The organism is Shewanella gelidimarina (genome assembly GCF_023283945.1).
GTDB classification, from domain to species: domain Bacteria; phylum Pseudomonadota; class Gammaproteobacteria; order Enterobacterales; family Shewanellaceae; genus Shewanella; species Shewanella gelidimarina.
Genome location: NZ_JAKIKW010000002.1, coordinates 284651 through 309807 on the forward strand (window position 1 = coordinate 284651; position 25157 = coordinate 309807).

General features: G+C 42.2%; 19 protein-coding genes and 4 tRNA genes. 16 read left to right on the plus strand and 7 right to left on the minus strand.

Translation table 11 applies throughout. The annotated features are described in order from the left end of the window. Window positions 1–9 precede the first annotated feature (9 nt). Both L2729_RS03145 and L2729_RS03150 read left to right on the plus strand, forming a co-directional pair. Window positions 10–2634 (plus strand): TonB-dependent receptor, encoded by a 2625-nt coding sequence (locus L2729_RS03145; protein ID WP_248986934.1) that lies wholly within the window; start codon window positions 10–12, stop codon window positions 2632–2634. 162 nt (window positions 2635–2796) lie between these two features. Beyond that, a complete protein-coding gene (locus tag L2729_RS03150; RefSeq protein ID WP_248986935.1) occupies window positions 2797–4323 on the plus strand; it encodes a tryptophan halogenase family protein in 1527 nt (508 codons plus the stop codon). Window positions 4324–4387: 64 nt separating this feature from the next. Here L2729_RS03150 and L2729_RS03155 read toward each other — a convergent pair whose 3' ends face one another. Continuing rightward, window positions 4388–5110: a SapC family protein gene (locus tag L2729_RS03155; protein ID WP_248986936.1), complete on the minus strand. Its 723-nt coding sequence runs from the start codon at window positions 5108–5110 to the stop codon at window positions 4388–4390. Between the two features lie 1221 nt (window positions 5111–6331). Between L2729_RS03155 and L2729_RS03160 the strand changes: the two genes are divergently transcribed. The 7 genes from L2729_RS03160 (at window position 6332) to L2729_RS03190 (ending at window position 15161) form a co-directional block, all read left to right on the plus strand. Beyond that, window positions 6332–6826 (plus strand): hypothetical protein, encoded by a 495-nt coding sequence (locus L2729_RS03160; RefSeq protein ID WP_248986937.1) that lies wholly within the window; start codon window positions 6332–6334, stop codon window positions 6824–6826. Between the two features lie 203 nt (window positions 6827–7029). Further along, window positions 7030–7212, plus strand: coding sequence for a hypothetical protein (locus tag L2729_RS03165; RefSeq protein ID WP_248986938.1), 183 nt, complete (start codon window positions 7030–7032; stop codon window positions 7210–7212). A 134-nt stretch (window positions 7213–7346) separates the two neighbouring features. After that, window positions 7347–10010 (plus strand): family 20 glycosylhydrolase, encoded by a 2664-nt coding sequence (locus L2729_RS03170; RefSeq protein ID WP_248986939.1) that lies wholly within the window; start codon window positions 7347–7349, stop codon window positions 10008–10010. A gap of 223 nt (window positions 10011–10233) precedes the next feature. Then, window positions 10234–11136, plus strand: a complete 903-nt coding sequence (gene nagK / locus L2729_RS03175) for an N-acetylglucosamine kinase (protein WP_248986940.1) — start codon at window positions 10234–10236, stop codon at window positions 11134–11136. A 53-nt stretch (window positions 11137–11189) separates the two neighbouring features. Next, window positions 11190–12326 (plus strand): N-acetylglucosamine-6-phosphate deacetylase, encoded by a 1137-nt coding sequence (nagA, locus tag L2729_RS03180; protein ID WP_248986941.1) that lies wholly within the window; start codon window positions 11190–11192, stop codon window positions 12324–12326. A gap of 104 nt (window positions 12327–12430) precedes the next feature. Then, window positions 12431–13585: a transmembrane glucosamine N-acetyltransferase NagX gene (gene nagX / locus L2729_RS03185; protein ID WP_428848218.1), complete on the plus strand. Its 1155-nt coding sequence runs from the start codon at window positions 12431–12433 to the stop codon at window positions 13583–13585. A gap of 262 nt (window positions 13586–13847) precedes the next feature. Then, window positions 13848–15161 carry a sugar MFS transporter gene (locus tag L2729_RS03190; RefSeq protein ID WP_248986943.1) on the plus strand — a complete coding sequence of 438 codons (1314 nt, stop codon included), beginning with the start codon at window positions 13848–13850 and terminating at the stop codon, window positions 15159–15161. 863 nt (window positions 15162–16024) lie between these two features. On the opposite strand, the gene L2729_RS03195 is transcribed toward L2729_RS03190, so the two are convergent. From L2729_RS03195 to L2729_RS03210, 4 genes are all read right to left on the minus strand, one after another. Continuing rightward, a tRNA-Thr gene (locus tag L2729_RS03195) sits at window positions 16025–16100 on the minus strand. A gap of 52 nt (window positions 16101–16152) precedes the next feature. After that, a tRNA-Phe gene (locus tag L2729_RS03200) sits at window positions 16153–16228 on the minus strand. 474 nt (window positions 16229–16702) lie between these two features. Further along, window positions 16703–16778: transfer RNA gene (locus L2729_RS03205), tRNA-Thr, on the minus strand. A 52-nt stretch (window positions 16779–16830) separates the two neighbouring features. Then, window positions 16831–16906, minus strand: a tRNA-Phe gene (locus L2729_RS03210). 379 nt (window positions 16907–17285) lie between these two features. Here L2729_RS03210 and L2729_RS03215 point away from each other — a divergent pair. Further along, window positions 17286–17837 (plus strand): cytochrome b, encoded by a 552-nt coding sequence (locus tag L2729_RS03215; protein WP_248986944.1) that lies wholly within the window; start codon window positions 17286–17288, stop codon window positions 17835–17837. 22 nt (window positions 17838–17859) lie between these two features. Further along, entirely contained in the window at window positions 17860–18435 is a 576-nt protein-coding gene (locus L2729_RS03220; RefSeq protein WP_248986945.1) for a YceI family protein, read from the plus strand. Between the two features lie 59 nt (window positions 18436–18494). Here L2729_RS03220 and L2729_RS03225 read toward each other — a convergent pair whose 3' ends face one another. Together L2729_RS03225 and mutY are read right to left on the minus strand one after the other, a co-directional pair. Beyond that, on the minus strand, window positions 18495–18773 hold the full coding sequence (locus tag L2729_RS03225; protein ID WP_248986946.1) for an oxidative damage protection protein: 279 nt from the start codon (window positions 18771–18773) through the stop codon (window positions 18495–18497). A gap of 2 nt (window positions 18774–18775) precedes the next feature. Beyond that, window positions 18776–19840, minus strand: coding sequence for an A/G-specific adenine glycosylase (gene mutY / locus L2729_RS03230; protein WP_248986947.1), 1065 nt, complete (start codon window positions 19838–19840; stop codon window positions 18776–18778). Between the two features lie 266 nt (window positions 19841–20106). Here mutY and trmB point away from each other — a divergent pair, with 266 nt between their 5' ends. The 5 genes from trmB to L2729_RS03255 all read left to right on the plus strand — a co-directional run bounded on the left by trmB (window position 20107) and on the right by L2729_RS03255 (window position 24525). Then, a complete protein-coding gene (gene trmB, locus L2729_RS03235; RefSeq protein ID WP_248986948.1) occupies window positions 20107–20820 on the plus strand; it encodes a tRNA (guanosine(46)-N7)-methyltransferase TrmB in 714 nt (237 codons plus the stop codon). Window positions 20821–20875: 55 nt separating this feature from the next. After that, the gene (locus L2729_RS03240; protein ID WP_248986949.1) at window positions 20876–21202 is read left to right on the plus strand and encodes a 50S ribosome-binding protein YggL; all 327 of its coding nucleotides are present in this window, start codon (window positions 20876–20878) and stop codon (window positions 21200–21202) included. Then, window positions 21202–22116, plus strand: a complete 915-nt coding sequence (gene glsB / locus L2729_RS03245; RefSeq protein ID WP_248986950.1) for a glutaminase B — start codon at window positions 21202–21204, stop codon at window positions 22114–22116. The genes L2729_RS03240 and glsB overlap by 1 nt, the downstream gene beginning before the upstream one ends. 202 nt (window positions 22117–22318) lie before the next feature. Then, window positions 22319–23140: a YggN family protein gene (locus L2729_RS03250; RefSeq protein WP_248986951.1), complete on the plus strand. Its 822-nt coding sequence runs from the start codon at window positions 22319–22321 to the stop codon at window positions 23138–23140. A gap of 443 nt (window positions 23141–23583) precedes the next feature. Continuing rightward, entirely contained in the window at window positions 23584–24525 is a 942-nt protein-coding gene (locus tag L2729_RS03255; RefSeq protein WP_248986952.1) for a LysR family transcriptional regulator, read from the plus strand. The last annotated feature ends 632 nt before the right edge of the window (window positions 24526–25157 follow it).

The following is a 25157-nucleotide window of genomic DNA, read 5'->3' on the forward strand; positions in this document are numbered from 1 at the left end:
GGAAACGAGATGCGACCATCTACTTTTAAAAAAAATGTACTAGCTACAAACATTGCGCTACTCCTCGGAAGCGCAGTATCTATGTCTGCCATGGCAGCTGATGCTGATGCAACTGTCGCAGCAGATGAAAATATCGAAAAAATTGAAGTACGTGGTATGCGTGCATCAATGAAAGCGTCAATTAACGCAAAAAGATTTTCAGATTCAGTTGTTGATGCGGTAACTGCTGAAGATATCGGTAAATTCCCTGACGGTGATGTTGGTGAGTCACTGGCTCGTATTCCTGGTGTTGCTGTAAACCGTCAGTTTGGACAAGGCCAGCAAGTTTCAATTCGTGGCGCTTCTAGCCAGTTGACACGCACATTGCTTAACGGACATTCAGTTGCCTCTACGGGTTGGTATGACCAACAAGCTATTGACCGTAGTTTCAACTATTCACTTCTGCCACCAGAAATGGTCGGTGCAATTGAAGTATACAAGTCTTCTCAAGCTGATATCGCAGAAGGCGGTATCGGTGGTACGGTAATTGTTAAAACCCGTAAGCCGCTAGATCTTGATTCCAATTCAATTTTCATCAGCGCTAAAGCCGACTACGGCACTATTTCTGAAGAGACAGATCCAGAACTTTCTGGCTTATATAGCTGGAAAAATGAAAATGAGAGCTTTGGTTTCTTAGTCTCAGCAGCAGCGTCAGAAACATCTTATCAGCGCAATGGTATCGAATCTCTCGTCGGTTGGGGTGACATTGTTCCAACAACTTTTGAGCAAGATAGAGAACGTACAGCTATCAATGGTGCATTCCAATACCGTCCTACAGACAATTTGGAATTTGGCTTAAATATCATGACTCTTGATATGAAAGCGAATAATGCAAATACATCGTTGTTTACTATGTTCCCTAGCATCGTAGATGGCGATAATCGTAAAGAAGAAATTTGTGAGCAGAAAAATTCATCAGGCACTTGTACCTTCTACCGTCGTGATGGTTTGGCCGCGAACCCTGGCTGGGCTCAGACTTGGGCCCGTAAAGCGAGCATGGATTCAAACACATATGATTTGGATTTCAAGTACGATGCTGACAACTATACGTTAGAAGGCCGTGTCGGTAACACCAAGTCTGAAGGTGGTACTGAGATGACATCAAATTATGGTGGTTGGATTGGTGACGTATCTGATTTTACTGGTACATATGATGCTACTGGCGATGTTATCAATATTGATATCGCAAATAAATCATTTGGCGCTGAAGACTTTAAAGGTCAACTGGCACCAGCGGGTTGGTCTTTAAAGAAACAGCCTAATTCTGATGAAGAAACATATGCACAATTTGATGTTACCGTTCCTGTAGATCTTGGTGCTATTACTTCATTCAAGACTGGCGTGCGTTGGACTGACCACGATGTAAAGCAGGAAACATTCCCTGGGATAGTGAATGCTGATGTTGCAGCAAAAGATGCATCTGAGTATTACTCAGGCACCGTGTCATCTGGTGCCGGTTTTACACTGCCTAAGCCAAATTTAGATGCAATGCTTAAAGATGCTAATGCGGCAATCTCTGGATTTGATAAAGATAACACCGTCTATAAGTCAGGTTACGGTACGATTAGCGAAGAGAACTTAGCATTATACTTAATGGCTAATTTTGAAGCTGACGGGATCCGCGGTAACTTTGGTCTACGTTATATCTCTACTGATGCAACATCTGATTACTATAATCTTCAATCAGACGGTTCTTACGCAGATGGTTTAAGCACTCTGGAATCAAGCTATAGCGATGTACTTCCAAGTGTTAACGTCGCATTTGATGTTGCACCAGATGTCATTATTCGTACCTCTGCTTCACAGGTTATTTCTCGTCCTAACTATGGTGATATGTTTGCCTCATCCGCTTTAGCGGGTTATGCGGATGGCACTGCGGGCAACGAAGTTGTAAACACAGGTAATATAGCACTAGAACCTTTTAAAGCGACTCAAGCCGACTTAGGTGTCGAGTGGTACTTCAGCCCAGACGGTATTGTTGCGGCAACATACTTTATTAAAGATATCAGTTCATTCGTCACCTCAAACCAAATTCTTAACCAGAGCATTGGTATTGTTGACCCAGATTCTGGTGTAGATAGCTGGACCAAGTCAACCAAGAAAAACGGTACTGGTGGCCAAATCCAAGGTGTTGAACTTCAGCTTCAAGATTCATTTGAAAATGGTTTAGGCTATTCAGCTAACTATACGTTTGCAGATTCTGATGCGCCGGCTGACAATTACCCTGATCAAGTGAGTGTCTTCTCTGACTCTTCTAAGCACACCGTAAACTTAGTCGGTTATTATGAGATGGAAGACTTCTCTGCTCGAGTTGCTTATAACTGGCGTAGTGAATACATGATCCGTGAGCTACCAGGTTTCTACGGCAACCGTGAGCACCAAGATTATGGAACCGTCGATTTGAGTGCTAACTACAACATTACTGATTACTTATCAGTGACGTTTGAAGTGGTTAACTTGCTTGAAGAAGACAGTGTTCAACTTGGTGTCGCACCAGATGCTGCTGAAGTTAAACCAGAGCTTAAAAACGGTTACCCAGCATGGAGCTTTGAAGGCGAAGCTCGTTATAAGGTTGGTGTAGCGCTACGTTTCTAAATATAAATTACATTTAATAAAAGCCCAGCATTAGCTGGGTTTTTTGTTAGAGAATATGCATGATGAATAGAAGCGAATTCATCACAATAATCTGTGTTATTTGAAAGTCAGATTGCAGACATTATTGTTTGATTTAGCCGCTCATTAATATGGAGACATCTTATGGATATTAAAAAAATCGCCATTGTTGGCGGCGGAACGGCAGGCTGGCTTGCTGCAAATCATTTAGGCAAAGCTGCACTTAGTAATGAACATCTCTCAGTTACGCTTATCGAGTCGCCCGATATTCCTACTATAGGGGTCGGAGAGGGCACTGTTCCTGCTATACGCCAGTCATTACAGAGTTTTGGGATCAGTGAAACGGAGTTTATTCGCTGTTGTGATGTGACGTTTAAGCAATCAATAAAGTTTGCTAATTGGCAGGATAAAGTAAAACATCCAGAGAATAACTTTTATCATCATCTATTCGATATGCCGGGTCCTGTTACTGAAGGTTTAACCCGTTTATGGTTGTCAAGAAAGACCGGAACATACGCAGAGGCCGTTTCTCCACAACATGCTGTCTGTGAAGCCTATAAAGGTCCTAAGACAATCAGTGATGCAGAATATAAAGGGCACTTAGGTTACGCTTATCATTTAAACGCCGCTAAGTTTGCCAAGTTACTTGGTGTTAATGCAAAAGCCAATTTTAATGTCGAACATATCAGTGCAAATGTAAACGATGTGATTATGGGTACTGAGGGAGAAATTAAATCTCTAGTGACCGATACCGCAGGCACTCTCGAATTTGACTTTTATATCGACTGTAGTGGCTTTGCCTCTCTATTAATTGATAAAGCATTGCAGGTGCCGTTTATCAGTAAAGCAGATCAGCTATTTGTAGATAAGGCCATTGCGGTTCAAGTGCCTACTAATGACGATGCTGCTATTCCGCCTTTTACCATAGCAACCGCTCATCAAGCCGGATGGATCTGGGATATTGCTTTAAGTAATAGAAGGGGCGTGGGTTTTGTCTATTCGACAAAGTACATGGATGATGCCACAGCGCTTGCAAAGCTAGATCGATATCTCGGTGGCAAGCTAGCAGAATATCAACATCGCACCTTGCCAATGACGGTTGGCTATAGAGCACGCTCTTGGGAAAAGAATTGTGTTGCTCTTGGTTTAGCTCAAGGTTTTTTAGAGCCTTTAGAGGCTACCTCCATTTTATTAACTGATTTTGCTGCGGGTTTTCTAGCTAATCGATTTCCAACCTCAACAGTGCAGTTAACCGCCGTGAGAGATCGATTTAATCATGTGATGGAGTATGCTTGGGAGCGAGTCGTTGATTTTATTAAATTGCATTATTGTCTGTCAGATCGAACTGACTCGCAATTTTGGATAGATAATCGAGATCCAGAAACGATGTCTGCAGAGCTTATTGAGCGTCTATCGTTGTGGCAGCACTCTGTTCCTAATCGTGAAGATTTCTTTAGCAAGTTCGAAGTTTTTGATTTCGAAAATTATTTATATGTTTTGTTCGGCATGAGTAAAACGCCTGAATGTAATATGACGTTATCAAATGAGTTTGGCGATATTAAAATGCAGCATCAAAGGTTAGAAAAGGTGGCTTGCCAATTGGTGCAAGAGCTACCTAATCATAGAGAGCTACTTGATAAAATAAAACAATATGGATTGCAGAAGATTTAGTTATTGAGATATTAGCTAATGGCTAGTCGCAGGAAGGGGTTAGCCTCAACTGCGACATATCAACCTATTGACTCTTATCGTACTGGTTCTGTTTTTCTATGAGTCTAGGTAGCTGTTGCAAGGAGATGATATGAGCATAGATGAGTGATAGAAGCCCTTTGTTTTTCAAAACTAAAAACTCCTCATCGCTTAAACGATTAAGCAGCTTCTCATCAACGATATAAACACCATCAATATTAATGGTTTGCTCATTTTTTAATAATTTAACGCTAAGTTGTTTAGCCGTGAATAACTCTTTTGACGCTAAAAATTGGCAAATATTGGCCGTTTGTTGGCGATATGACGCTATATCTAAAAGGGCTTGAGTGCGGGCTTTTAAGTAATCAGACTGCTCTTTATTGTCTTTAAATAATCTATGACCATCATTACTTACAACCAGTTCACTGTCTTCATCGATACAAACCATCACATCTTCACTCTGTTCATTGGTTTTTACCAATGACAAAGGGGCATTATTAAAACCTAATGGTCGTATAATGGGCTGCCAGTTATCTTGCTGACAATACAGGTTAACACCGTTTTTAATCCCCATTAGTGCGACCGGAATAAACTGCCCAGTTTCAGTGTTTTTTACAAAAACTAACGGAAACTCTGATGCTAAATGGTGAAACTCATGGAATACCACTGGAATAAGGTGTTGTTCTGCAAACCTTCGGTAATCTGTTGATTCGATAATCTTACTCTTAAAGTGTTTGTCTGAGTTTAATGGGGCAATACTTTTACTCATTGTTTATTTATCCTTTTCACTATTTTAGATAGCTTTTTATTCTATTTATTATGGAATAACACTTGGGCTCAAAAGTACCATTTACCTAATCGTTAAGCTAAAGATGTTTATCGCTTGTGAAGCATTTGTAGCGTGTTTTGACAGCGCTGTCAATTTGCTGGTGCAATGATAACGATTAACTGCTTTAGGTGAGAGCTGAAAGCAGTGAATTTAAGATCATTGGTTTAGCGATTGACGCTGTAGCTATTTATCAATCAATACCTTTGTTCCAAAGTGAATACTCCACATTACAAAAAAGAGCTTTAACTTAGCGGGGAGCATGCCCAAACGACGAGTCAACACTGGTTTCGGTGGCTTTATATATCCCCGTCCTACCTGAAGATGTTGTGCAAGCCCACTTCGTTGTAGCACTAACTTAAAAGGGAATAACCATTTCTATATTAATGCGTCTAGAATTGAACTCGCACACCGCCTCTGAAATGAGCATCTTCAAGTAGAATGGGTATAAGTTCTATTTTAGGGGATTGGTGTCAGAGTGATTATTTCCTTTTTAAATTTTCTGTTCAACAATAATGAAAAGATACCGGGTTGTGCTTTCGCACGTTGGCTGCACTCTGTAGGTAACAAGAAGTAGGGCTGTTCCATGCCTTCGTTGCAGGGACGCTACACGTTTAGGGCTGCATTTATTTTGCAGTATTCATTTTACAATCATTACTTTGCTAGGTTGCATTAAACCCCTACAGAATCCCGTTTTTTCAGTGGCTTGGATATATCAAAATTGTTATTAATTGAGCTTTTTACTGTTCAGATAATCATTTTCATATTATTAAGTTGCTGTTTTAATAATATTTTATTTGTCATTGATGATTTCGTTTTAAAAAACCACGCATTAGATGTCAAAAAAATGTAGATATCTTGTTTCTCTTTGTGTATGTTTACCAATGACAGCGTTGTCATCTGCTTGTGTGGCAAGTTGTTTGTAAGGTCTTCATGGATAGGATGAGGTCTCCTAGTTCGTGTTTTTTTAACAAACAAAATAGTGTTTGTTATTCCTATAGTCTCTCCCCGGAAACTAATGTGGGCCGAGTACTTGATAAGTGCTCGGCCATTTTTTTCTTAGGACAGCTAGACCCGTTTGGCTCGATTATATATTAACAATAATAGCGCTAACCTAATGATAGCTATCTCAGTATCCATTAGACCTTTAATGGAGTGACTCAGATGCAAAATGCTGTTGTTATCGCGATCTTATTTACTATGTCATGGTTAATGATGAGCAATGCTTCTGCACGTGTGGTGGTGAGCGCTATTTCCCAGAGCTGGCCATTAACGCTGTTAGAGTCGGGATTAAAACGAGTAGATAGTCAGTATCAAGCTAAAGTTATGACAATCGAGATGAAGCAAAAACGTAAAGTTAAAGAGTCGCTGGCAGGCAATATCGATGTATTGTGGAACATGACTTCTGCTGAACTTAAAGAGCAAATACTTCCGAAAAAAACTTCTATTTTTAAAGACTTGTTGAGTCATCGTTTACTCATTATTGGCAAGCAGCCTCAAGCCGACTTTAATATTGTTGCTAATACGTCGGGTTTCGTAGCATTTATTATCGGTCAAAATTATTATTGGCCCGATGCCGATATTATTAGCGCCGCAAGTCTGCCCATCGTTACCACATATAAAAATAAGCACTTATCTCCCATGCTTGGGGGAAGCTGAGTACAGCTAATCACCATTTGATGCTGGGTTAGTCTTACTGACGGACTCGTGAGTGAGCAGTCATTATCGCCAAGGTCTGTAGAGTGGTTATTGTAGCCGCCGATGAAGCCAGAATCTTGGCGAGTCTTACTCAACAAGCAACGGATGGGATCCAAAAGATGATCTAGCGGCTTCAGCATAGCGAGACAGAAACGGTTTAGAGAATGCGAACTCGACAAAGCTTGTCCAATGGCGCCGTATTTCATTCTAAAGAGATTAATTTTTTGCTAGGTAACGTGACCAAAATTGTATCTAATATCAACCATATGAACTTAGCTGTAGCCAGTGCCACTAAGGAGCTGCAAACCGATGCACTGCAGCGATATCTAGCAGTTTGGATGAGTTAGTCGCAGTGTCAGGTTCAGCATCAATGGACAGTGAAAAGCTTGTAGTATCGAGTGTTCGGTTATTTCACCTGGGGGAGAAATTGCGAGGCTTGATGAAATCGTTCCACCTATAAAATATATAATAGAGGGTAGTAATGAAAAAAAGATTGATAGTGGCGGCCGTTAGCCTGGTATTGGCAACGACTGCATGTGCTCAAAAGGATATTGAAACCGTGGTTGCTAGCGGCGTTAGCATCAGCTCCCCTGACGCATTGACGCAGCAACAACTTGATATTATCGGTCAGTCACTGGCGGTGACCTACCGCGTGATCACCAATGTTGCTGATGATAAGTGCGACAAAGCTACCGCGGGTGGAAAGTGCTTTGTGGCCGAGATCGATCTTACTTTCCCCGTCGACACTCAAAGTAAAGCTTGGGCTATTTATTTTTCTCAGATGCGACCTATTCAGTCAATCGTCGGTGATGAATTTACCATTTCACGGGTCAAAGGTGATCTGCATAAAATTGAACCCTCTATCGGCTTTAAAGGTGTGAACAAAGGCGAAACAAAGACCATTCAGTTTAGAGGTGATAATTGGCAGCTAGCTGAAACAGACGCTATGCCGAACTACTATATAGTCGCTAATGGTTCAAAACCGACATTAATCGAGAGTACTAAGGTACAAATCGATCCCGAAACGGGCATGGAAACCCGTCCCTATGTCAGTGACTTTACGGATGCTGAAAAACAGTACAAACGACGCGAAACCGATAAAGTTGAGTGGGCTACATCAAGTGTTTTATATCGTAATAACTTAGCCACTCAATCAGACCCACAACTTGCTGATAACCGCATTATACCTACACCTACTAAGGTTGAAATTCGTAGCACGGATAAGCCCGTTTCTTTAAAGCAAGGGATTAAGCTGACTTATAATAACGTTGCGCCAAAGTCTATTGCCGCCGCCGTTAGCCGTTTAGCGCGAGTGGGTGTACTTGAAACTGAAAAGGGTATTTCGATAACGCTATTACCATTGGCTATTAAAGCCATTGCGGGCGGTTATCGCTTGGAGATCAATAAACAGCAGATCACTATTTATGCTAATGATGATGCCGGTTTTTCTTACGGTGTGGCTTCATTAACATCTCTGGTTGATGTCGATTCATTGACCGTTAACGCTATGCTGGTGGACGACACTCCACGTTACGATTTTCGTGGTATGCATATTGATGTATCAAGAAATTTTCACAGTAAAAAACTGATACTCGATCTATTAGATCAGATGGCGGCTTATAAACTAAACAAGCTGCACTTACATATGGCTGATGATGAAGGCTGGCGTTTAGAGATTGAGGGGCTTCCTGAGCTGACAGATATTGGCAGTAAACGCTGTCATGATCTAAAAGAGGATAGCTGCTTATTACCTCAGTTGGGCAGTGGGCCCTTTAGTGATGTAAAGGTCAACGGTTACTACTCTAAAGCGGATTATATAGAGATTTTGCAATACGCAGCGGCTCGGCAAATTCAAGTCATTCCCTCAATGGATATGCCTGGTCACTCACGCGCAGCGATTAAGTCAATGGAAGCGCGGTATCGTAAGCTGGTAAAAGCGGGACGAACGACAGAAGCTGAGCAATATTTGCTGTCGGACAGCAACGACAGTACGGTTTATTCATCGGTACAATATTACGACGATAACACGCTTAATGTGTGTATGGAGTCGACATTTAAGTTTATAGACAAAGTCATTGATGAAATTGCTAACTTGCATAAAATTGCCGGCGTTCCACTGTCGCTATATCACATCGGTGCCGATGAAACGGCGGGGGCATGGCTTGAATCGCCAATGTGTAAGGCCTTTATTGCTAGCAATGACCAAGGGGTGAAAGACGTCAGTGAACTCGGCGCTTATTTTATCGAACGAACGTCGTCGATATTAGCGAGTAAAGGCATTAAAGCCGCTGGCTGGAGCGATGGCATGAGCCATACTCGTCCTGAAAAAATGCCCAAGTCTGTGCAATCTAATGTTTGGGACATCGTCGCTCATGGCGGTCACAAGCGGGCGCATCAGCAAGCTAATCTAGGGTGGGATGCAGTACTGGGTCAGCCTGAAGTACTCTATTTTGATTTTCCCTATGAAGCCGACCCTAAAGAGCCTGGTTACTACTGGGGCATAAGAGAAAATAACACTAAACGCGTGCACAGCTTTATGACCGGAAACTTGCCTGCTAATGCAGAGCAATGGACTGATATTGAAGGGTTACCGTTTGAGGCTGACGACAGCATCAAACATGATAAGAAGGGTAAGGTTCTGAGTGGACCGCTATCCAAGACTGCCAAATTCAGTGGTATTCAAGGGCAGTTGTGGAGCGAAACGGTTCGCAGTGACGAAGTGGCAGAGTATTTAATGTTCCCACGGGTGATCATGTTGGCTGAGAGAGCTTGGCATCAACCAAACTGGGAAGTCCCATATCAATACCAAGGTGCAGTTTACAATCAACAAAGCGGTTTCTTTACGGCAGAAATGCGTCAGCAACAGGCGTTAGAGTGGCAAGCTATAGCAAATACCTTAGGCCATAAAGAACTGATAAAGCTCGATAAGGCGAATATTGCCTACCGTGTACCCACCGTTGGCGCTGTTATTAAAGAGGGGCAGTTATACGCAAACCTAATCTACCCCGGTTTATTGATTGAGTATCGAGATAATGGACAGGAATGGAAAGCCTATCAAGCGGGAGTTAGGGTTGAAGGTGATGTTGAGGTAAGAGCCATTGCTGCAGACGGTGTGCGAAAAGGCCGAAAGTTAACGGTTAGGTAACAATACTTACACTGTGTATTTATTCACAGTGTAAGTATTTACTAAGCTGAGATGCAGTCGCTATTGGGTGTTACTGCATTTCTATTGTTTTTAATTGGAAAATGCAAAAAGTAAATGACAACGCTGTCATTGGTGTTGTAACATGCGATTAACTTAGTGGCTTTCTTAGTAAAGAGCAGCGAGCAGCTCAACACTAAATATTAGAACGATAAAGAGGTTTGTCATGGGCATAGGCCAGGCGGAAGAAGCATCCTTGTATATAGGCATTGATGGTGGCGGCAGTAAATGTCGAGCAACAATATATACTGGCGATTTCAGCATTGTGGGCACTGGTGTTGCGGGGCGTGCAAACCCCTTGCATGGTTTAGCTCAAACATTCCAATCTATTGAAGAATCTACTCAGCTTGCATTGGCTGACGCCGGGCTTAAAAGTACTGATAGTAAACGTTTAATCGCGGGGCTGGGGTTAGCGGGTGTTAACGTATCTAGATTGTTCCAAGATGTGATGGACTGGCAGCACCCATTTGCTGGTATGTATCTAACGACAGATCTTCATACTGCCTGTATCGGCGCGCACAAAGGTGGCGATGGCGCAGTCATCATTACTGGAACTGGGTCTTGTGGTTATGCTCATGTTGGCGGAAAAGAGCTTTGCTTAGGCGGACATGGTTTTGGCTTAGGCGATAAAGGCAGTGGTGCTTGGCTTGGGCAAAAAGCCAGTGAACAAGCATTATTAGACTTGGACGGGTTCGGTGAAAAAACCATACTCACCTCGCGTCTATTTACTCATTTCAATGTTAATAATGCGATGGGTATCGTTGAGAATTTGGCGGGTCAATCTTCGAGTACTTATGCCAAATTAGCGCGTATGGTGTTTGAGTCTGCACAGCTTAAAGATGGCGTGGCTCAGGATATTGTACGTGAAGGTGCGAGTTATATTAGTGAGCTCGCGAGAAAGCTCTTTGCCATCACGCCGCCACGATTTTCGATGATTGGTGGGCTCGCTGAGCCGCTGGCACCATGGTTAGATGATGACGTCACGGCTAGAATGTCGCCCACATTAAGGCCTCCAGAATGGGGCGCTGCATTTTATGCTCAGCAGGAGCATGCTAAAAAAAAGGCGTGATAAGCTGTTTTTATTTCGTTGATGGTATCGTCAATACATAGAGTGAGTTGCAAATGAAGCAAACATTAATCGCAGACCGTATTTTTGATGGTCAGCAGTTTCATCATGATCTACCTGTCACCTTTGAAGATGGACATATTCTTGCTTTTGATACCGTAAAAGGCGCAAAAGAGTCGCGGGTTGACGGTAGCATTACCCCAGGTTTTATTGATGTACAAGTTAATGGCGGTGGTGGCGTATTATTTAATTCATCACCGACAAGGCAAGGGATAGAGGCGATAGGGCAAGCACATGCAAAGTTTGGCACCACCGCCTATTTACCCACGCTAATTACCGATGATTTTAGTGTTATGCAGCAAGCTGCAGATGCCGTCGCGGATGCCATTGAGCATGGCAGTGCTGGTGTGCTCGGAGTACACTTTGAAGGACCACACCTATCTGTACCGAAAAAGGGTGTGCATCCTCAGCCGCATATTAGGCGCATTTCTGATGCCGAACTTGATATTTTTAGCCGTCAAGACTTAGGCATTAAAGTGGTCACACTTGCGCCTGAAAATGTCTCTCCGGATGTCATTGCTGCGTTAGTTAAGGCTGATGTAAAGGTGTGTCTAGGTCATTCTAATGCTGACTATGATACGGTCAAAGCGGCATTAGACGCAGGCGCTACTGGTTTTACTCATTTGTTTAATGCGATGTCTGCTTTTGGTTCTCGAAACCCTGGAATGGTCGGTGCGGCGCTTGAAAGTACTGATGCTTGGTGTGGACTGATTGTTGATGGTCATCATGTACATCCTACTGCTGCTAAAGTGGCCATTAATGCCAAGCCGCGGGGAAAAGTCATGTTAGTCACCGATGCTATGCCACCCGTTGGGCTTGATGGCGAGGTGAGTTTTGAATTATTTGGGACGCAAGTATTACGTGTCGGTGATAGGTTAAATGCCGTTACTGGTGAACTTGCTGGTTGTGTCCTTGATATGGCCGGCGCTGTGGCAAATACTATTTCAATGTTAGATATCTCTGCAGAAGAAGCGTTGAGAATGGCGTCAATGTATCCCGCAGCGTTTTTAGGGGTTAGTCAGCAGTTTGGCTCACTCGCGACCGGTAAACGGGCTGATTTAGTCGTGATGAATGATCAGTTTAAGGTACAGCACACCTTTATTGCCGGTCAGTTAAAGTACTCAAAGGTGTAACGGTGATTTATAGCCTTCGCTTTTTATAAGCCTCTGTAGCCCATGCTATAGAGGCTTTTTATTATCCAATATTAACTGCTAAAAGAGTGTCCCGAATGACAATAATAAATGACACCCAGTCGCAAGCTTGTTCAACCCCGAAAAAACAAAAGGTCAGACTTAAGTCACTTGATGCACTGCGTGGTTTTGACATGTTTTGGATTTTAGGCGGTGAGGCGATATTTGCAGCCCTTGTGGTACTCACAGGCTGGGGCAGCTTTACATGGTTAGACACGCAAATGCACCATAGCCCTTGGCATGGTTTTACTTTTTATGACCTGATTTTTCCATTGTTTATCTTTTTATCGGGTGTTGCTCTTGGGTTATCGCCCAAACGCCTAGATAAACTGCCAATGCGTGAGCGTATGCCGCTTTATCAGCATGCGATTAAACGATTAGCCTTATTGTTGGTGCTAGGCATAGTCTACAACCATGGTTGGGGTACAGGGATCCCAATCGCACTTGGCGATATTCGCTATGCTAGTGTATTGGGCCGCATTGCCTTTGCTTGGTTTTTTTGTGCGCTGTTAGTTTGGCATACAAGCCTGAGAACCCAAGTGATCTTCACTGTCGCTATTTTGGTTGGTTACAGCTTATTGCAGCTTTTCCCCTTTTTGACCCTCGATAATTCTGGCGCCTTCACTGCAACGGGGTCGATTAATGCGGCCATCGATAGCTTATTACTACCCGGCGTGATTTATCAAGATGCTGCCGTTGATCCTGAAGGTATTTTATCGACAATCCCGGCGGTGGTTAATGGATTGTTTGGCGTGTTTGTCGGTCATTTTATTGTTAAATTACATGAGAAGGGTGAAGGGTTTAAAGTCGCTGTAATGACCATACTAGGTTTGGCACTATTAGGCATTGGCTGGCTGATTTCCCCGATTATTCCGGTGAATAAAACATTGTGGACCAGTAGTTTTGTACTGGTGACTTCTGGATGGAGCTTACTGCTGTTAGCGCTATTTTATGGCGTTATTGATGTTATGAAGCTAAGCAGATGGGCATTTCCTTTTATCGTGATTGGCTGTAACGCCATTGTGATCTACTTAGCGACAAGTATTGTTAATTGGCAGTACACCGCGGATAGCTTGTTTGGTGGGGTGATAAAATGGTTCCCCGTTTCTGCTCAAAGTCTTATCGCTGTGATAGCGTTATTACTGGTGCAATGGCTGGTGCTTTATTGGATGTATAAACGTTCAATCTTCATTAAAGTTTAAGGCGTTGTGATTACGATACTTAACGGTTGTGGTTAGCGTCGTTGATAGTGCTGTGTGGCTCTATCGATATAAATCGGTAAAGGATACAAATGACAGCGTTGTCTTTTTGGTCGCAATGTTTTAACATCAATGAAACAAAAGCCAATACTAGACACTAAAAGCAGATATAAATCTGTTGTTGGCAAGTCAATATAATGAAGGATGGGATAACAAGTCACACTGTTATCATCAATTTAATTACAATAAGAAGCAGGTTAAATAAATGACAGCATCGACTCAGGCCCAAGCCAGCCCTCAGAGCAGTATTCTGCCTATGTTCATTATAGGTGTGCTCTTTTTTATCTTCGGATTTGTGACATGGCTTAACGGCTCTTTGATCCCATTCCTTAAAATTATTTGTGAGCTAAATGAATTTCAAGCGTTGTTTGTGACGTTTGCGTTCTATATTGCCTACACAGTGATGGCATTACCTATGTCGTCGATACTTAAAAAAACGGGTTATAAAAATGCGATGGCTATTGGCCTCGCTATCATGGCCGTTGGTTCACTGTTGTTTATTCCTGCGGCGCAGAGTGCGAACTTTATGCTGTTTTTAGGCGCATTGTTTGTACTAGGTACTGGCTTAACTATCTTGCAAACTGCTTCTAACCCTTATGTGGTGCTTATTGGTCCTAAAGAAAGTGCTGCGATGCGTATTAGCATCATGGGCTTGATTAACAAAGGGGCAGGGGTCATCGTGCCGCTGTTGTTTACGGCATTGGTTTTGTCTGGTTTTGAAAACTTTACCGCAGATCATTTAGCGGCGTTAACCGAAGTTGAACGTACCGCGCAAATTAACGAACTCTCATCAAGATTGATAACACCCTATATTTATATGGCAGTGGCACTGACTTTTCTAATAGGCTTAGTTAAGTTCTCATCGTTACCTGAATTAGAATTTGAAGCAGCTGAAGAGCATCAAAGTAAAGGCAGTATTACTCACTTTCCACAAGTGATATTAGGTGCTTTAGCTCTTTTCGCTTATGTGGGTGTTGAGGTCATTGCGGGCGATACCATTGGTTTGTACGGGGCAAGTTTGGGGGTGAATAACTTCGCGTCTTTAACCTCTTATACCATGGTCTTTATGGTATTGGGTTATATTATAGGCGTCACTTGTATACCCAGGTTCATTAGTCAGGAAAAAGCGTTATTAGGTTCGGCGATTGCCGGTATCTTATGCATCATTGGCGTGACAACGAGCTCAGCAGAAAGTACCGCGATTGCCGATGTTTTATGGGGCTGGAGCGGGATCCCCGTTATTCCTAATACTGTTACTTTCGTGGCTATGATGGGACTGGCTCATGCGTTAGTTTGGCCGTCAATCTGGCCTTTAGCACTTGAAGGCTTAGGTAAGTTCACCGCGCAAGGTTCAGCGTTGTTGATTATGGGCATTTCAGGTGGAGCCATTCTACCTTTGATATTTGGTAAGGTCGCTCACTTTGCTGAGAATACGCAGCTCGCTTATTGGGTATGCTTACCTTGCTACCTCTTTATTCTGTTCTATGCCCTAAAGGGTCATAAGATGCGTAGCTGGTAAATATGTTTGTTAAAAGCCACTAATCTTAAGGGAGCCATTGGCTCCCTTTTTGTTTTTGTAACATAGGCAAGTGCCGTCATATCTAAACGACGGGGAAAAGAGGCATTGTACAAGTTCAACACTCGACGTGTGGATGTAGGAATGCAGATCCCTTTGCAAGACTCTGTTGCAACATTCGTTTCAAAAAAGAATTTAACAACGAAGCGTGCTTGCGCAAAGATTTTTGTCACAGGTTATTTTTAAGATGGTTTATGCTGGGGAACGAGAGTGCACTGTATTGTGCGTTATTGCTTTTTCCAAGGAAGTAACCATTAACCAACCCTAGTTAACCTGAACTCGGGATAAGCAGTGCAGCTCAATACCCCTATTATCGCCCCTATCGGTGTTGAGCTTTCTAGTCATCGCCCGCTATTACGTACGAAACCTCGCCTTGATATAGACAATAATTTTGGCATCGAGCAAAACTGTCAGATATATGAGAAATACAAAATTATTAAGCAGATCTTTTTTAAAAGATACTTCAAAACATTTAAACACTCATTATCCCGAGTTCAGGTTAGCTATCTTCATCGATGGCGTGAATGTCAGTGCTGTAGGGGGATGCTATTGTTCTTGCCTACAGCAGATTAAACTTCCACTTAATCCTGAATGTCCAACGGGCTTGGATATACCCATATCAATAATGTTTAATATTAGCGTTGAGAGCAGGTTGTGCTGTGGAAGTTGAACCTAATTGAGGGGCTAGGCAGTAAAATCTAATTTGCAGTGTCTGCAGTCGTTATAAGGCGCGTCAATAATGGTTACTGAGCTGATAATCGTCAGATACAAAAAAGCCACTCTAATGAGTGGCTTTTTTGTTTTTATGGTGCCGGCACCAAGAGTCGAACTCGGGACCTACTGATTACAAGTCAGTTGCTCTACCAACTGAGCTATGCCGGCTTATCTTGCTAATAAGTTATCTCTTTAGACAGAAAAACTCATTATAAAATGTTGGTGCCCGAACCCGGAATCGAACCAGGGACACGAGGATTTTCAATCCTCTGCTCTACCGACTGAGCTATTCGGGCAACTAAGCTATATAAATATAAGCGTTAGATTTGTTACTTCAAACTAAGCTTTGAAAGCCTGTCTCGTTTGGAGTGCGCGTATATTATAGCGATGCTTTAAATCACGCAAGTGCTTTTTTCGATAACTGCCTAACAAATAGCCGTACAGTTAAAAATATCACTATAAGCTCTTATTTTGCTGATTAATTAGTCTAGAAAAACAATGCAGTGGTGGTCTTGAGCTTGTTTATAGGTGAGTTAGCCTTTTTCTACTTGTATATCACGACTAATTGAAAGAGCAGTGGAGGAGAGAGATTCAATGCGTTGTTGTCATCAGCCTGCGCATGCTTATGCTGGTGGTACTTGAAGGTTGGATGGATCAGCGTCTACAGTGCTAACTTATCAGAGGGCGGGACAGGCTTAGAATATAAACGTTTAGAAAGCTAAAGTTAAAAAACAAAAAAGCCACTCTAATGAGTGGCTTTTTTGTTTGTATGGTGCCGGCACCAAGAGTCGAACTCGGGACCTACTGATTACAAGTCAGTTGCTCTACCAACTGAGCTATGCCGGCTTATCCTGCTAATAAGTTATCTCTTTACACCGAAAAACTCATTATAAAATGTTGGTGCCCGAACCCGGAATCGAACCAGGGACACGAGGATTTTCAATCCTCTGCTCTACCGACTGAGCTATTCGGGCAACTAAGCTATATAAATATATGTGTTAGATTTGTTACTTCAAACTAAGCTTTGAAAGCCTGTATCGTTTGGAGTGCGCGTATATTATAGCGCAGAGATTTATCCTGCAAGGGCTTTTTGTTATTAGCGTGACTGTTCGCTTAGTTTGTGTGCAGTTCTAAATAAAAGAACAATAGCTGCATTCCTGACGGTGTGGCGGAAGGCACATTATGTATGGTTAATATTCGCTAGTAACGTAAACCTCACAGCATAGTGAGGCTTATGTATGCCGTTAAAAGCAGTACCGTTCGAAAGAATAGAATGTAAAGGTCAATATTTGCTGATTTTATATCCTAAAATAGAATGTATGATGATTTCATCTTATGAATTCAGGGGGCGTAATGCTCTTAAATACAAAAAAGTCTTACGGCCTAGTCGCTATCTTTTTTCATTGGCTTTCCGCTTTAGCTGTTATAGGCCTATTTGCCGTTGGTTTTTGGATGGTTGATTTAACTTATTACAGTGAATGGTACAAAACGGCGCCACATCTACACAAAAGCGTTGGGCTAATATTGTTATTGCTGACGCTTAGCAGAATATTGTGGCGAATTTTCACCCCTAATCCAACGAGTTTAGCCAGTCATAAAAGATGGGAGAGAAGTGCAGGCCATATGACGCATCGTGTTTTATACCTGCTTCTGCTTGTCATTATGGTTAGCGGTTTCTTAATTTCTACCGCTGACGATCGAGGTATATGGGTATTTAATTGGTTTGAAATACCCAGCCTTGGGGCATTTATTGAAGACCAAGCCGATATCGCCGGCATGATCCACCAATATGCAGCATACAGTTTAATCGGTTTAGTACTGATCCATGCACTCGGTGCATTGAAACATCACTTTATTGATAAAGATTCAACACTACTCAGAATAATCAAAATTAAACATGACTAATTTTTATATGGAGAAAATAACAATGAAAAAGGGTTTATTGGCTACGGCATTGGCAACAACGTTGATGATGGCGAGTACGGCACAAGCAGCTGATTATGTCATCGACACCGAAGGTGCTCATGCCTCTATAGAATTTAGGGTAAGCCATCTGGGTTATAGTTTCGTAGCAGGTCGTTTTAATACTTTTGAAGGGGACTTCTCATTTGATCAAAGCAAGATTGCGGATTCAAAAGTCAATGTCACCATTAATACCACCAGCATCGATTCAAACCACGCTGAACGTGATAAGCATTTACGCAGCCCGGACTTTTTAAATACTGCAAAATTTCCTACTGCGACGTTTGAATCTACTTCGGTTGATGATAAAGGTGATGGTAACTTTGTACTAAAGGGTAATTTCACCTTAAACGGTGTGACTAAACCATTAGCAATAGATGCAAAAGCGATTGGAGAGGGAAGTGACCCTTGGGGCGGGTATCGTGCTGGATTTACTGGAAGCACTGAATTTGCGCTAAAAGATTACGACATTAAAATGGATTTAGGTCCTGCATCTTCTCACGTTAGCTTAAACCTGGTAGTTGAAGGTATGCGTAAGTAATCGTATTGTTACGTTGTAAACCATAAAAAAAGCGCCTTTCGGCGCTTTTTTAATATGTGTTATTCGTCATCTTTTTGAGGAACAAAGCCTTCGATTTCGACATCTTTTCCTTCAAACAGAAAGTTCACCATCTGCACTTCTAGGAATTTTCGGTCATCGACATTCATCATGTTGAGTTTCTTTTCATTGATAAGCATCGTTTGCTTTGACTGCCAAAGCGCCCATGCCTCTTTCCCCACATTGTCGAAAATACGCTTGCCTAAATCACCAGGGTAAAGCTGAAATCCTAAGCCTTCAGCTTCTTTTTTAAAATATACGCAATTTACTGTGCGAGCCATGATTACTCCTTATTTAATACAGAACCTAAACTCGCTAGAATCCGCTCAGTCGCTGAGGCTAAACCAACTTTAGGTGGATGAGGTAAGTTATACCAGACAGAGGAGTCTTGTTCCATGATCTGGTTATCGCTAATCTTGTTTATTGATACTAAAACGGGTTGAATATCGAGGTGGAAATGGCTAAATGTGTGTCTAAAGCCAACCAAATCCTCGCGATGACTAATATCGTACGCTTGATTGCTTAGGTGCTCGTCTAATTCTTCTTTAGTTGCAAATTGAGCAAAACACCAAAGCCCGCCCCAAATGCCACTCGGTGGGCGTTTTTGCAAATGAACATTATTTTGCTGCTCTAATACCAGTAGCCATGCAGCTTTTACCGGAATAACTTTTTTAGGCTTCTTACCTGGATATTCCAGCTGGCGGCCTGATAGTTGAGCTTGGCAGTCAATAGCAACGGGGCAAGCAGGGCAATTGGGTTTAGATCGAGTGCATACCGTTGCGCCGATATCCATCATTGCTTGATTATACTTTTGAATATCTACGTTTGGCGTTAATTGTTGCGTAAGCAGCCAAAGTTTATCTTCTACCGGTTTTTTACCTGGCCAACCTTCGATAATGCCATGCCTTGCAAGCACACGTTTTACGTTGCCATCAAGGATAGGATGATTTAATCCAAGCGATAAAGACAGAACAGCCCCGGCTGTAGAGCGACCTATACCAGGCAATGCCAGTACATCATCAAAGTCGACGGGGAAAATACCTTGATGTTGCTCAACTATTTGTTGGGCGGCTTTATGAAGGTTACGTGCTCTGGCGTAATAACCTAAGCCAGTCCAGTGATGCAGCACTTCATCTTGCTCTGCAGCGGCTAAAGTGTCGATGTTTGGGAAGCGATCGATAAATTTTTCAAAGTAAGGAATAACCGTGGCAACTTGAGTCTGCTGCAACATAATCTCTGATATCCATACTTTATATGGGGTTTTACTTTGTTGCCAGGGGAGTTGCTTACGACCATGGACATCGTACCAACTAATAATTCGGTCTGAAAAGAGTGGGGTAGTTTTCATCGGCGCAGTGTAACCACCAGTAGTAATTTAAACAAGTTGCAGTTGTTCATTGATGAGGGAGCCCGTTTTGCTTTCAACGTGAGGGAACCAGGCGAAATAGCGCTAGATTGAGCCGTTAATCGAGTATTTTTTGTAAAAGTAGCTCTGTAACTCGCACAAACTGAAATAATGGGTATAATTTTGCGTCAATAAGGCTTGCGCTAAAGGTCTAACTTTGGATAATGCCTTTCTTTTAAAATTAATAGCTATCTTAAGCGAGGGCGAAAATGAGCGAAGTAACAACCGCTGAATTCAATGAAGAAGGTAAATACCTTCGCAAAGTAAGAAGCTTTGTATTAAGAGAAGGCCGCCTTACAAAAGGGCAAGCACAAGCGTTGGAGCAACAATGGCCAGCAATGGGCCTAGATTATACGCCTGAACCTATCGATTTAGTCGAGGTTTTTGGTCGTGAAGCTGACACCGTGCTTGAGATCGGTTTCGGTATGGGCGCTTCATTAGTTGAAATGGCTAAAGCGGCTCCAGAGTTAAACTTTATCGGTATTGAAGTCCATAAGCCGGGTGTTGGCGCCTGTTTATCTGTCGCGGCAGAAGCTGGGGTGACTAACCTGCGCGTGTATCATCATGATGCACTTGAAGTGTTAGAAAACAGCCTTGCCGATGCAAGTTTGGCAAGGTTGCAGTTATTCTTCCCTGATCCGTGGCACAAAACACGTCACCATAAGCGTAGAATAGTACAGGCACCTTTTGCTGAGCTTATCCGCAACAAACTTAAAGTGGGTGGCGTGTTCCATCTGGCGACAGATTGGGAAAACTACAGCGAGCACATGTTAGAAGTCATGAACAGTGCGCCAGGTTATAAAAACCAATCGGTGACAGGTGATGTTGTTGAGCGTCCTGAACATCGTCCGCTAACAAAGTTCGAAGCACGTGGTCATCGCTTAGGTCATGGCGTTTGGGACCTTATGTTTGAGCGTGTCTAAGCGTTATATAGTTCGTTAATTTAGTTTTTGTTTATCACCATTGAGGAGTTCCACCATGGCAGCTAATCGCAGTCGTCGTTTACGTAAAAAGTTACGCGTTGATGAGTTTCAAGAGTTTGGATTCGATACCAATTGGACTTTCAATGAGTCTGTAACAGAAGAGCAGATTGATTCAATCGTTGATCTGTTCATCGAGACCATTATTGAACCTAGAGATCTTGGGTTCCATGGCGGCGGACATAAAGAGTGGGAAGGTATTATTGCTACTCAAGATATCGGTAAATGTACAGATGAAGACCGAGCTGCAGTTAAAACCTTCTTCGAAGGCCAACCTGTTGCTGATGTCGAAATCGGTGAGCTATACGATATTTGGTGGAGCTAATGCCTGAATTGGCATTACTTGAGGAGGTCGTGGAGAAAGTACGACCTCTTTTAGGTAAGGGTAAAGTTGCAGATTACATTCCTGCTCTTGCTGAGGTAAATGCTAATAAACTGGGTATAGCCGTGACCACCAGAGATGGTGTCACGATAGGGGCTGGGGATTATCTCGAGCCCTTTTCAATTCAAAGTATTTCAAAAGTATTTAGCTTAACACTGGCGTTAATGCACTACGAAGAGCCTGAAATTTGGTCACGTGTTGGTAAAGAGCCATCAGGGCAATCTTTTAATTCTCTAGTGCAAGTTGAGTTAGAAAAAGGGCTACCGAGAAACCCATTTATTAATGCGGGTGCCTTGGTCATTGCTGACCTGTTGCAAGGTCGGTTAGGAGCGCCAAAGCAGCGAATGTTAGAAATTGTACGTGAGCTAAGTGACAACCCTAGAGTGGGTTACGACAAAGTCGTTGCGAATTCTGAATATCAACACAGTGCGCGTAATGCTGCTATCGCTTATTTGATGAAGTCGTTCGGTAACTTCAATAATGACGTTAATACCGTTCTTAAGAGTTATTTTCATTATTGCTCTTTGAGAATGAGTTGTGCAGATCTGTCTAAAGCAATGTTATACCTCGCTAACCGAGGTAAGAATCTCGCTGGAAAACAACTGATCACACCGGTGCAAACTCGGCAGTTAAATGCTTTGTTAGCCACCTCTGGTTTATATGACGGCGCAGGTGAGTTTGCTTATCGCGTTGGTATGCCAGGAAAAAGTGGCGTCGGTGGAGGTATTATTGCCGTTATTCCGGGGGATATGTCAGTTTGTGTATGGTCACCGGAACTCGATGCTAATGGTAACTCTCTTGCTGGAACTGCCGCGCTAGAGACACTTTGTCAAACGCTTGGTCGTTCAATTTTTTAATTTCCTGCTTTACTCATCTGCTAATGTAATATTTAGCCAATAGTTCGTAGTATTGGCTAATTCTTCCTATCCTATTATCAACAAAACCACAATATTAAATTTACTAGTCCTTTCATAACAATGACTTATTGTCTTTGGCATACTACGTGCATTATCTAGTCTATATAACATGATATTAACAAAGCGATAAAGGACTAAAGCAATGAAAAGACTACTTACCTCTGTTGGTGTATCCGCTGTACTACTGTCAGCCTCTAGTGTGCAAATAGTTAATGCGAATGAAGATTCAGATAAGCACTTTAATAATGAATGTGAAGTATCGTTAAATTACGATGTTACCGTTGAGCCGAAAAAATTGACCGTAAGTGAAGTCGGTAAAGAACAGTACAGAATTGAAATGAATAAGCTTTTTGTCAATGGTGAACAAGTACCGCTTAACAAACAGCAACAAGCACTGGTAAATCAATACGCCGAAGAGGTTTCTGCTCAAGTTCCTGAGGTTATCGAGCTTGTTAATGATGCCGTAGCAATGGCTTCGACAGCGGTGAGTATGGCATTGACGCCTCTGTTAGGTGATGCTACGGGCGCTAAGATTGATGAAATGATGGATGGTTTGCAACAGCGAATTGAAAATGTGGCTTATCAGCATGGTGACAAATTTTACCTTGGTGCAACCGAGTCTTCGCTTGAAAATGCCTTTGGAGAAGAGTTTGACCAAGAGATGGAGCAGTTAGCGCAAAACTCTATCGGCACTATGGTAATGACGCTAGGAAGCGAAATGATGTCGGGTGAAGGCGGTTCGTTTGAGCAGAAAATGGAGTCATTTTCAACCAAAATGGAATCAATCGGCGATGACATAGAGCTGCAAATGGAAGGACAAGCACAAGATCTTGAAATTCGTGGTGAAAAGCTCTGTAAAAGGTTTAAGTCTTTAGTGGTATTAGAGAAAGAGCTACACACTCAAATACCAGAATTAGCAAAGTACTCTTTGATAGCGACGGCAAGCAAAGAAATGCGTGAGTAAACATTAATCGTTATTTTTAGATTCAAGACTCCTTGGAAAAATAGTTCTTGTGTTGCAGAGCTAAATTGCAACAACCCCTGCATCCCACCTTTGTGCAGGGGTTTTCGTTTTCATCCTATGTTAGCGTATTAACTGATCGTGCTTTAAATCGATAGCAACAAGCCAAACTGACTCTGTATCCTCTTATCTAACCCTATCCTATTGTTCTGTATGCCTGCTCACCAAATGCTAGTACAAAAGTACATATATGATGAGTTCTAAGTTTTTTTTGGTATACTTCTAAAAATAAAAACAAAAACCTCTTTTTGGTTGAATAATAATCACTCTACGCTAGCGTACATATATTCTCTTAAGGTATTGCTCTATAAGGTATTGTTGGCCTTGGTGGCTTATCTTAGCGATGGAAGTACTATTACTCTCGTAAACACCTTAAGGCGATTTACATGTTAGAACTTTTAGAACCAATCGCAATTTTTACTCATGTAGCTCGAGCGGGCAGTTTTAGCGCTGCGGCACGAAAGTTAGGAATATCTAAGTCAAAAGTAAGTACTCAGGTTGCAGATCTTGAGCATAAGCTTGGTGTCCAACTCATTCAGCGTACCACTCGTAGTTTAAGTTTGACTGAAGCCGGTCATTTGCTCTATGTGCAAGGTGAAGAGCTGTTAAGAGATGCAGATCAGGCTGTTGCCAGTGTACATAACCTAAATGATGCTACTCGTGGTGTCTTGAAGGTGGGTATCTCACAATCTTTTGGTACTATGCATATTATTCCTGCTTTACCAGAATTTATGGCAAGACACCCGGAGCTTGAACTGCAAGTCAGCTTGCTCGACCACAAGGTCGATGTTGTTAGTGAAGGCTTAGATCTATTACTGACGATGTCAGAGCAGTTACCTCTTGGCATGGTTGCAAGACCACTGATGAAATGTCAGTTCTTACTGGCAGCATCCCCTTCATATATTGAGCAACATGGTACGCCAAACCGGCCAGAACAGCTGGTCGATCACAACTGCCTTGTTTATCAAGGTGAGTGGCATGAACATAGTGTATGGCAGTTTAAGCAAGGCGATGATTATTGTGAGATTGGCGTATCGGGTAACTTTAGAGTCGATAATGCACCTGCGCTAAAAACAGCAGCAGTGAGTGGCTTAGGTGTGGTTTATCTTGCCAGTTATTTATTGGAGGATGAAATTGCTCAGGGCACGTTAGTGCCATTACTTGATGAGTGGCAATTGACCAATCATCTGCCTTTACAAGCTGTATATCCAAGACGTAAACACCTAGCTCCAAAGGTCAGCGCATTCATCGATTTCATTAAAGATCATATTGGTAGCCCGCCTTATTGGGATGACCCATATAAAGAATTGTATGCAAAACGTAAGTAAATATAGGAAACATTGTTTTATATTTTGAACAATGTTTTTTCTTGTTAGATATAAAGGTCTATAAAGTTATTTAAATCAGTTTCTTGGGTGGTTTTTGTTATTGTTTAGTCTGTGCCAATTTAGTGCCTACTAATGCTGGTTTTTACTGTTTAGGTTGCAGTTTGTTCTCAATTTAATACAATTGGAGCCAGTTGGTTCAAAATGATTTGAGTCCTATCGCAGAGTTGAGAATGACCCCTCTTTATTGTGCTATACAGATCAGCTTAACGCAGTTTTGATTCAATGCTGGCAGAAGTGTAAGAACTAAAACAATGCTAGCCTTCAAACCATCATCCTAGTTTTGGTTTACCCCGGCTTTTACCGGGGTATTTTTCTGTTAAGCGGTTCAATTATATCTGCAGCCTACAATTTAATGCCGTTGACTAGTATAAGTGAAAGTTTGAATGCCGTTAGATAATGCTTATCAAACTAGATGACATAAAAAAGCCACTATAATAAGTGGCTTTTTTAATGCGTGCTTCTAGGGGCTGTTGATCTTTCGAGCTTAGTTTTTGTTCGACTCTTTCCCGTAAAGAATAATGATTTTAGTACAAGGCTTGAGCGATGATATTTAAGCGTGTTAAATAAGCTCG

Coding starts and splice junctions, on each gene's coding strand:
- L2729_RS03170 (WP_248986939.1), top strand. CDS start 7,347: ATGAAAAAAAGATTGATAGTGGCGGCCGTTAGCCTGGTATTGGCAACG.
- L2729_RS03250 (WP_248986951.1), top strand. CDS start 22,319: ATGAAAAGACTACTTACCTCTGTTGGTGTATCCGCTGTACTACTGTCA.
- L2729_RS03215 (WP_248986944.1), top strand. CDS start 17,286: ATGCTCTTAAATACAAAAAAGTCTTACGGCCTAGTCGCTATCTTTTTT.
- L2729_RS03190 (WP_248986943.1), top strand. CDS start 13,848: ATGACAGCATCGACTCAGGCCCAAGCCAGCCCTCAGAGCAGTATTCTG.
- trmB (WP_248986948.1), top strand. CDS start 20,107: ATGAGCGAAGTAACAACCGCTGAATTCAATGAAGAAGGTAAATACCTT.
- nagK (WP_248986940.1), top strand. CDS start 10,234: ATGGGCATAGGCCAGGCGGAAGAAGCATCCTTGTATATAGGCATTGAT.
- glsB (WP_248986950.1), top strand. CDS start 21,202: ATGCCTGAATTGGCATTACTTGAGGAGGTCGTGGAGAAAGTACGACCT.
- nagA (WP_248986941.1), top strand. CDS start 11,190: ATGAAGCAAACATTAATCGCAGACCGTATTTTTGATGGTCAGCAGTTT.
- mutY (WP_248986947.1), bottom strand. CDS start 19,840: ATGAAAACTACCCCACTCTTTTCAGACCGAATTATTAGTTGGTACGAT.
- L2729_RS03150 (WP_248986935.1), top strand. CDS start 2,797: ATGGATATTAAAAAAATCGCCATTGTTGGCGGCGGAACGGCAGGCTGG.
- L2729_RS03220 (WP_248986945.1), top strand. CDS start 17,860: ATGAAAAAGGGTTTATTGGCTACGGCATTGGCAACAACGTTGATGATG.
- L2729_RS03160 (WP_248986937.1), top strand. CDS start 6,332: ATGCAAAATGCTGTTGTTATCGCGATCTTATTTACTATGTCATGGTTA.
- L2729_RS03225 (WP_248986946.1), bottom strand. CDS start 18,773: ATGGCTCGCACAGTAAATTGCGTATATTTTAAAAAAGAAGCTGAAGGC.
- L2729_RS03145 (WP_248986934.1), top strand. CDS start 10: ATGCGACCATCTACTTTTAAAAAAAATGTACTAGCTACAAACATTGCG.
- L2729_RS03165 (WP_248986938.1), top strand. CDS start 7,030: ATGCGAACTCGACAAAGCTTGTCCAATGGCGCCGTATTTCATTCTAAA.
- L2729_RS03155 (WP_248986936.1), bottom strand. CDS start 5,110: ATGAGTAAAAGTATTGCCCCATTAAACTCAGACAAACACTTTAAGAGT.
- L2729_RS03255 (WP_248986952.1), top strand. CDS start 23,584: ATGTTAGAACTTTTAGAACCAATCGCAATTTTTACTCATGTAGCTCGA.
- L2729_RS03240 (WP_248986949.1), top strand. CDS start 20,876: ATGGCAGCTAATCGCAGTCGTCGTTTACGTAAAAAGTTACGCGTTGAT.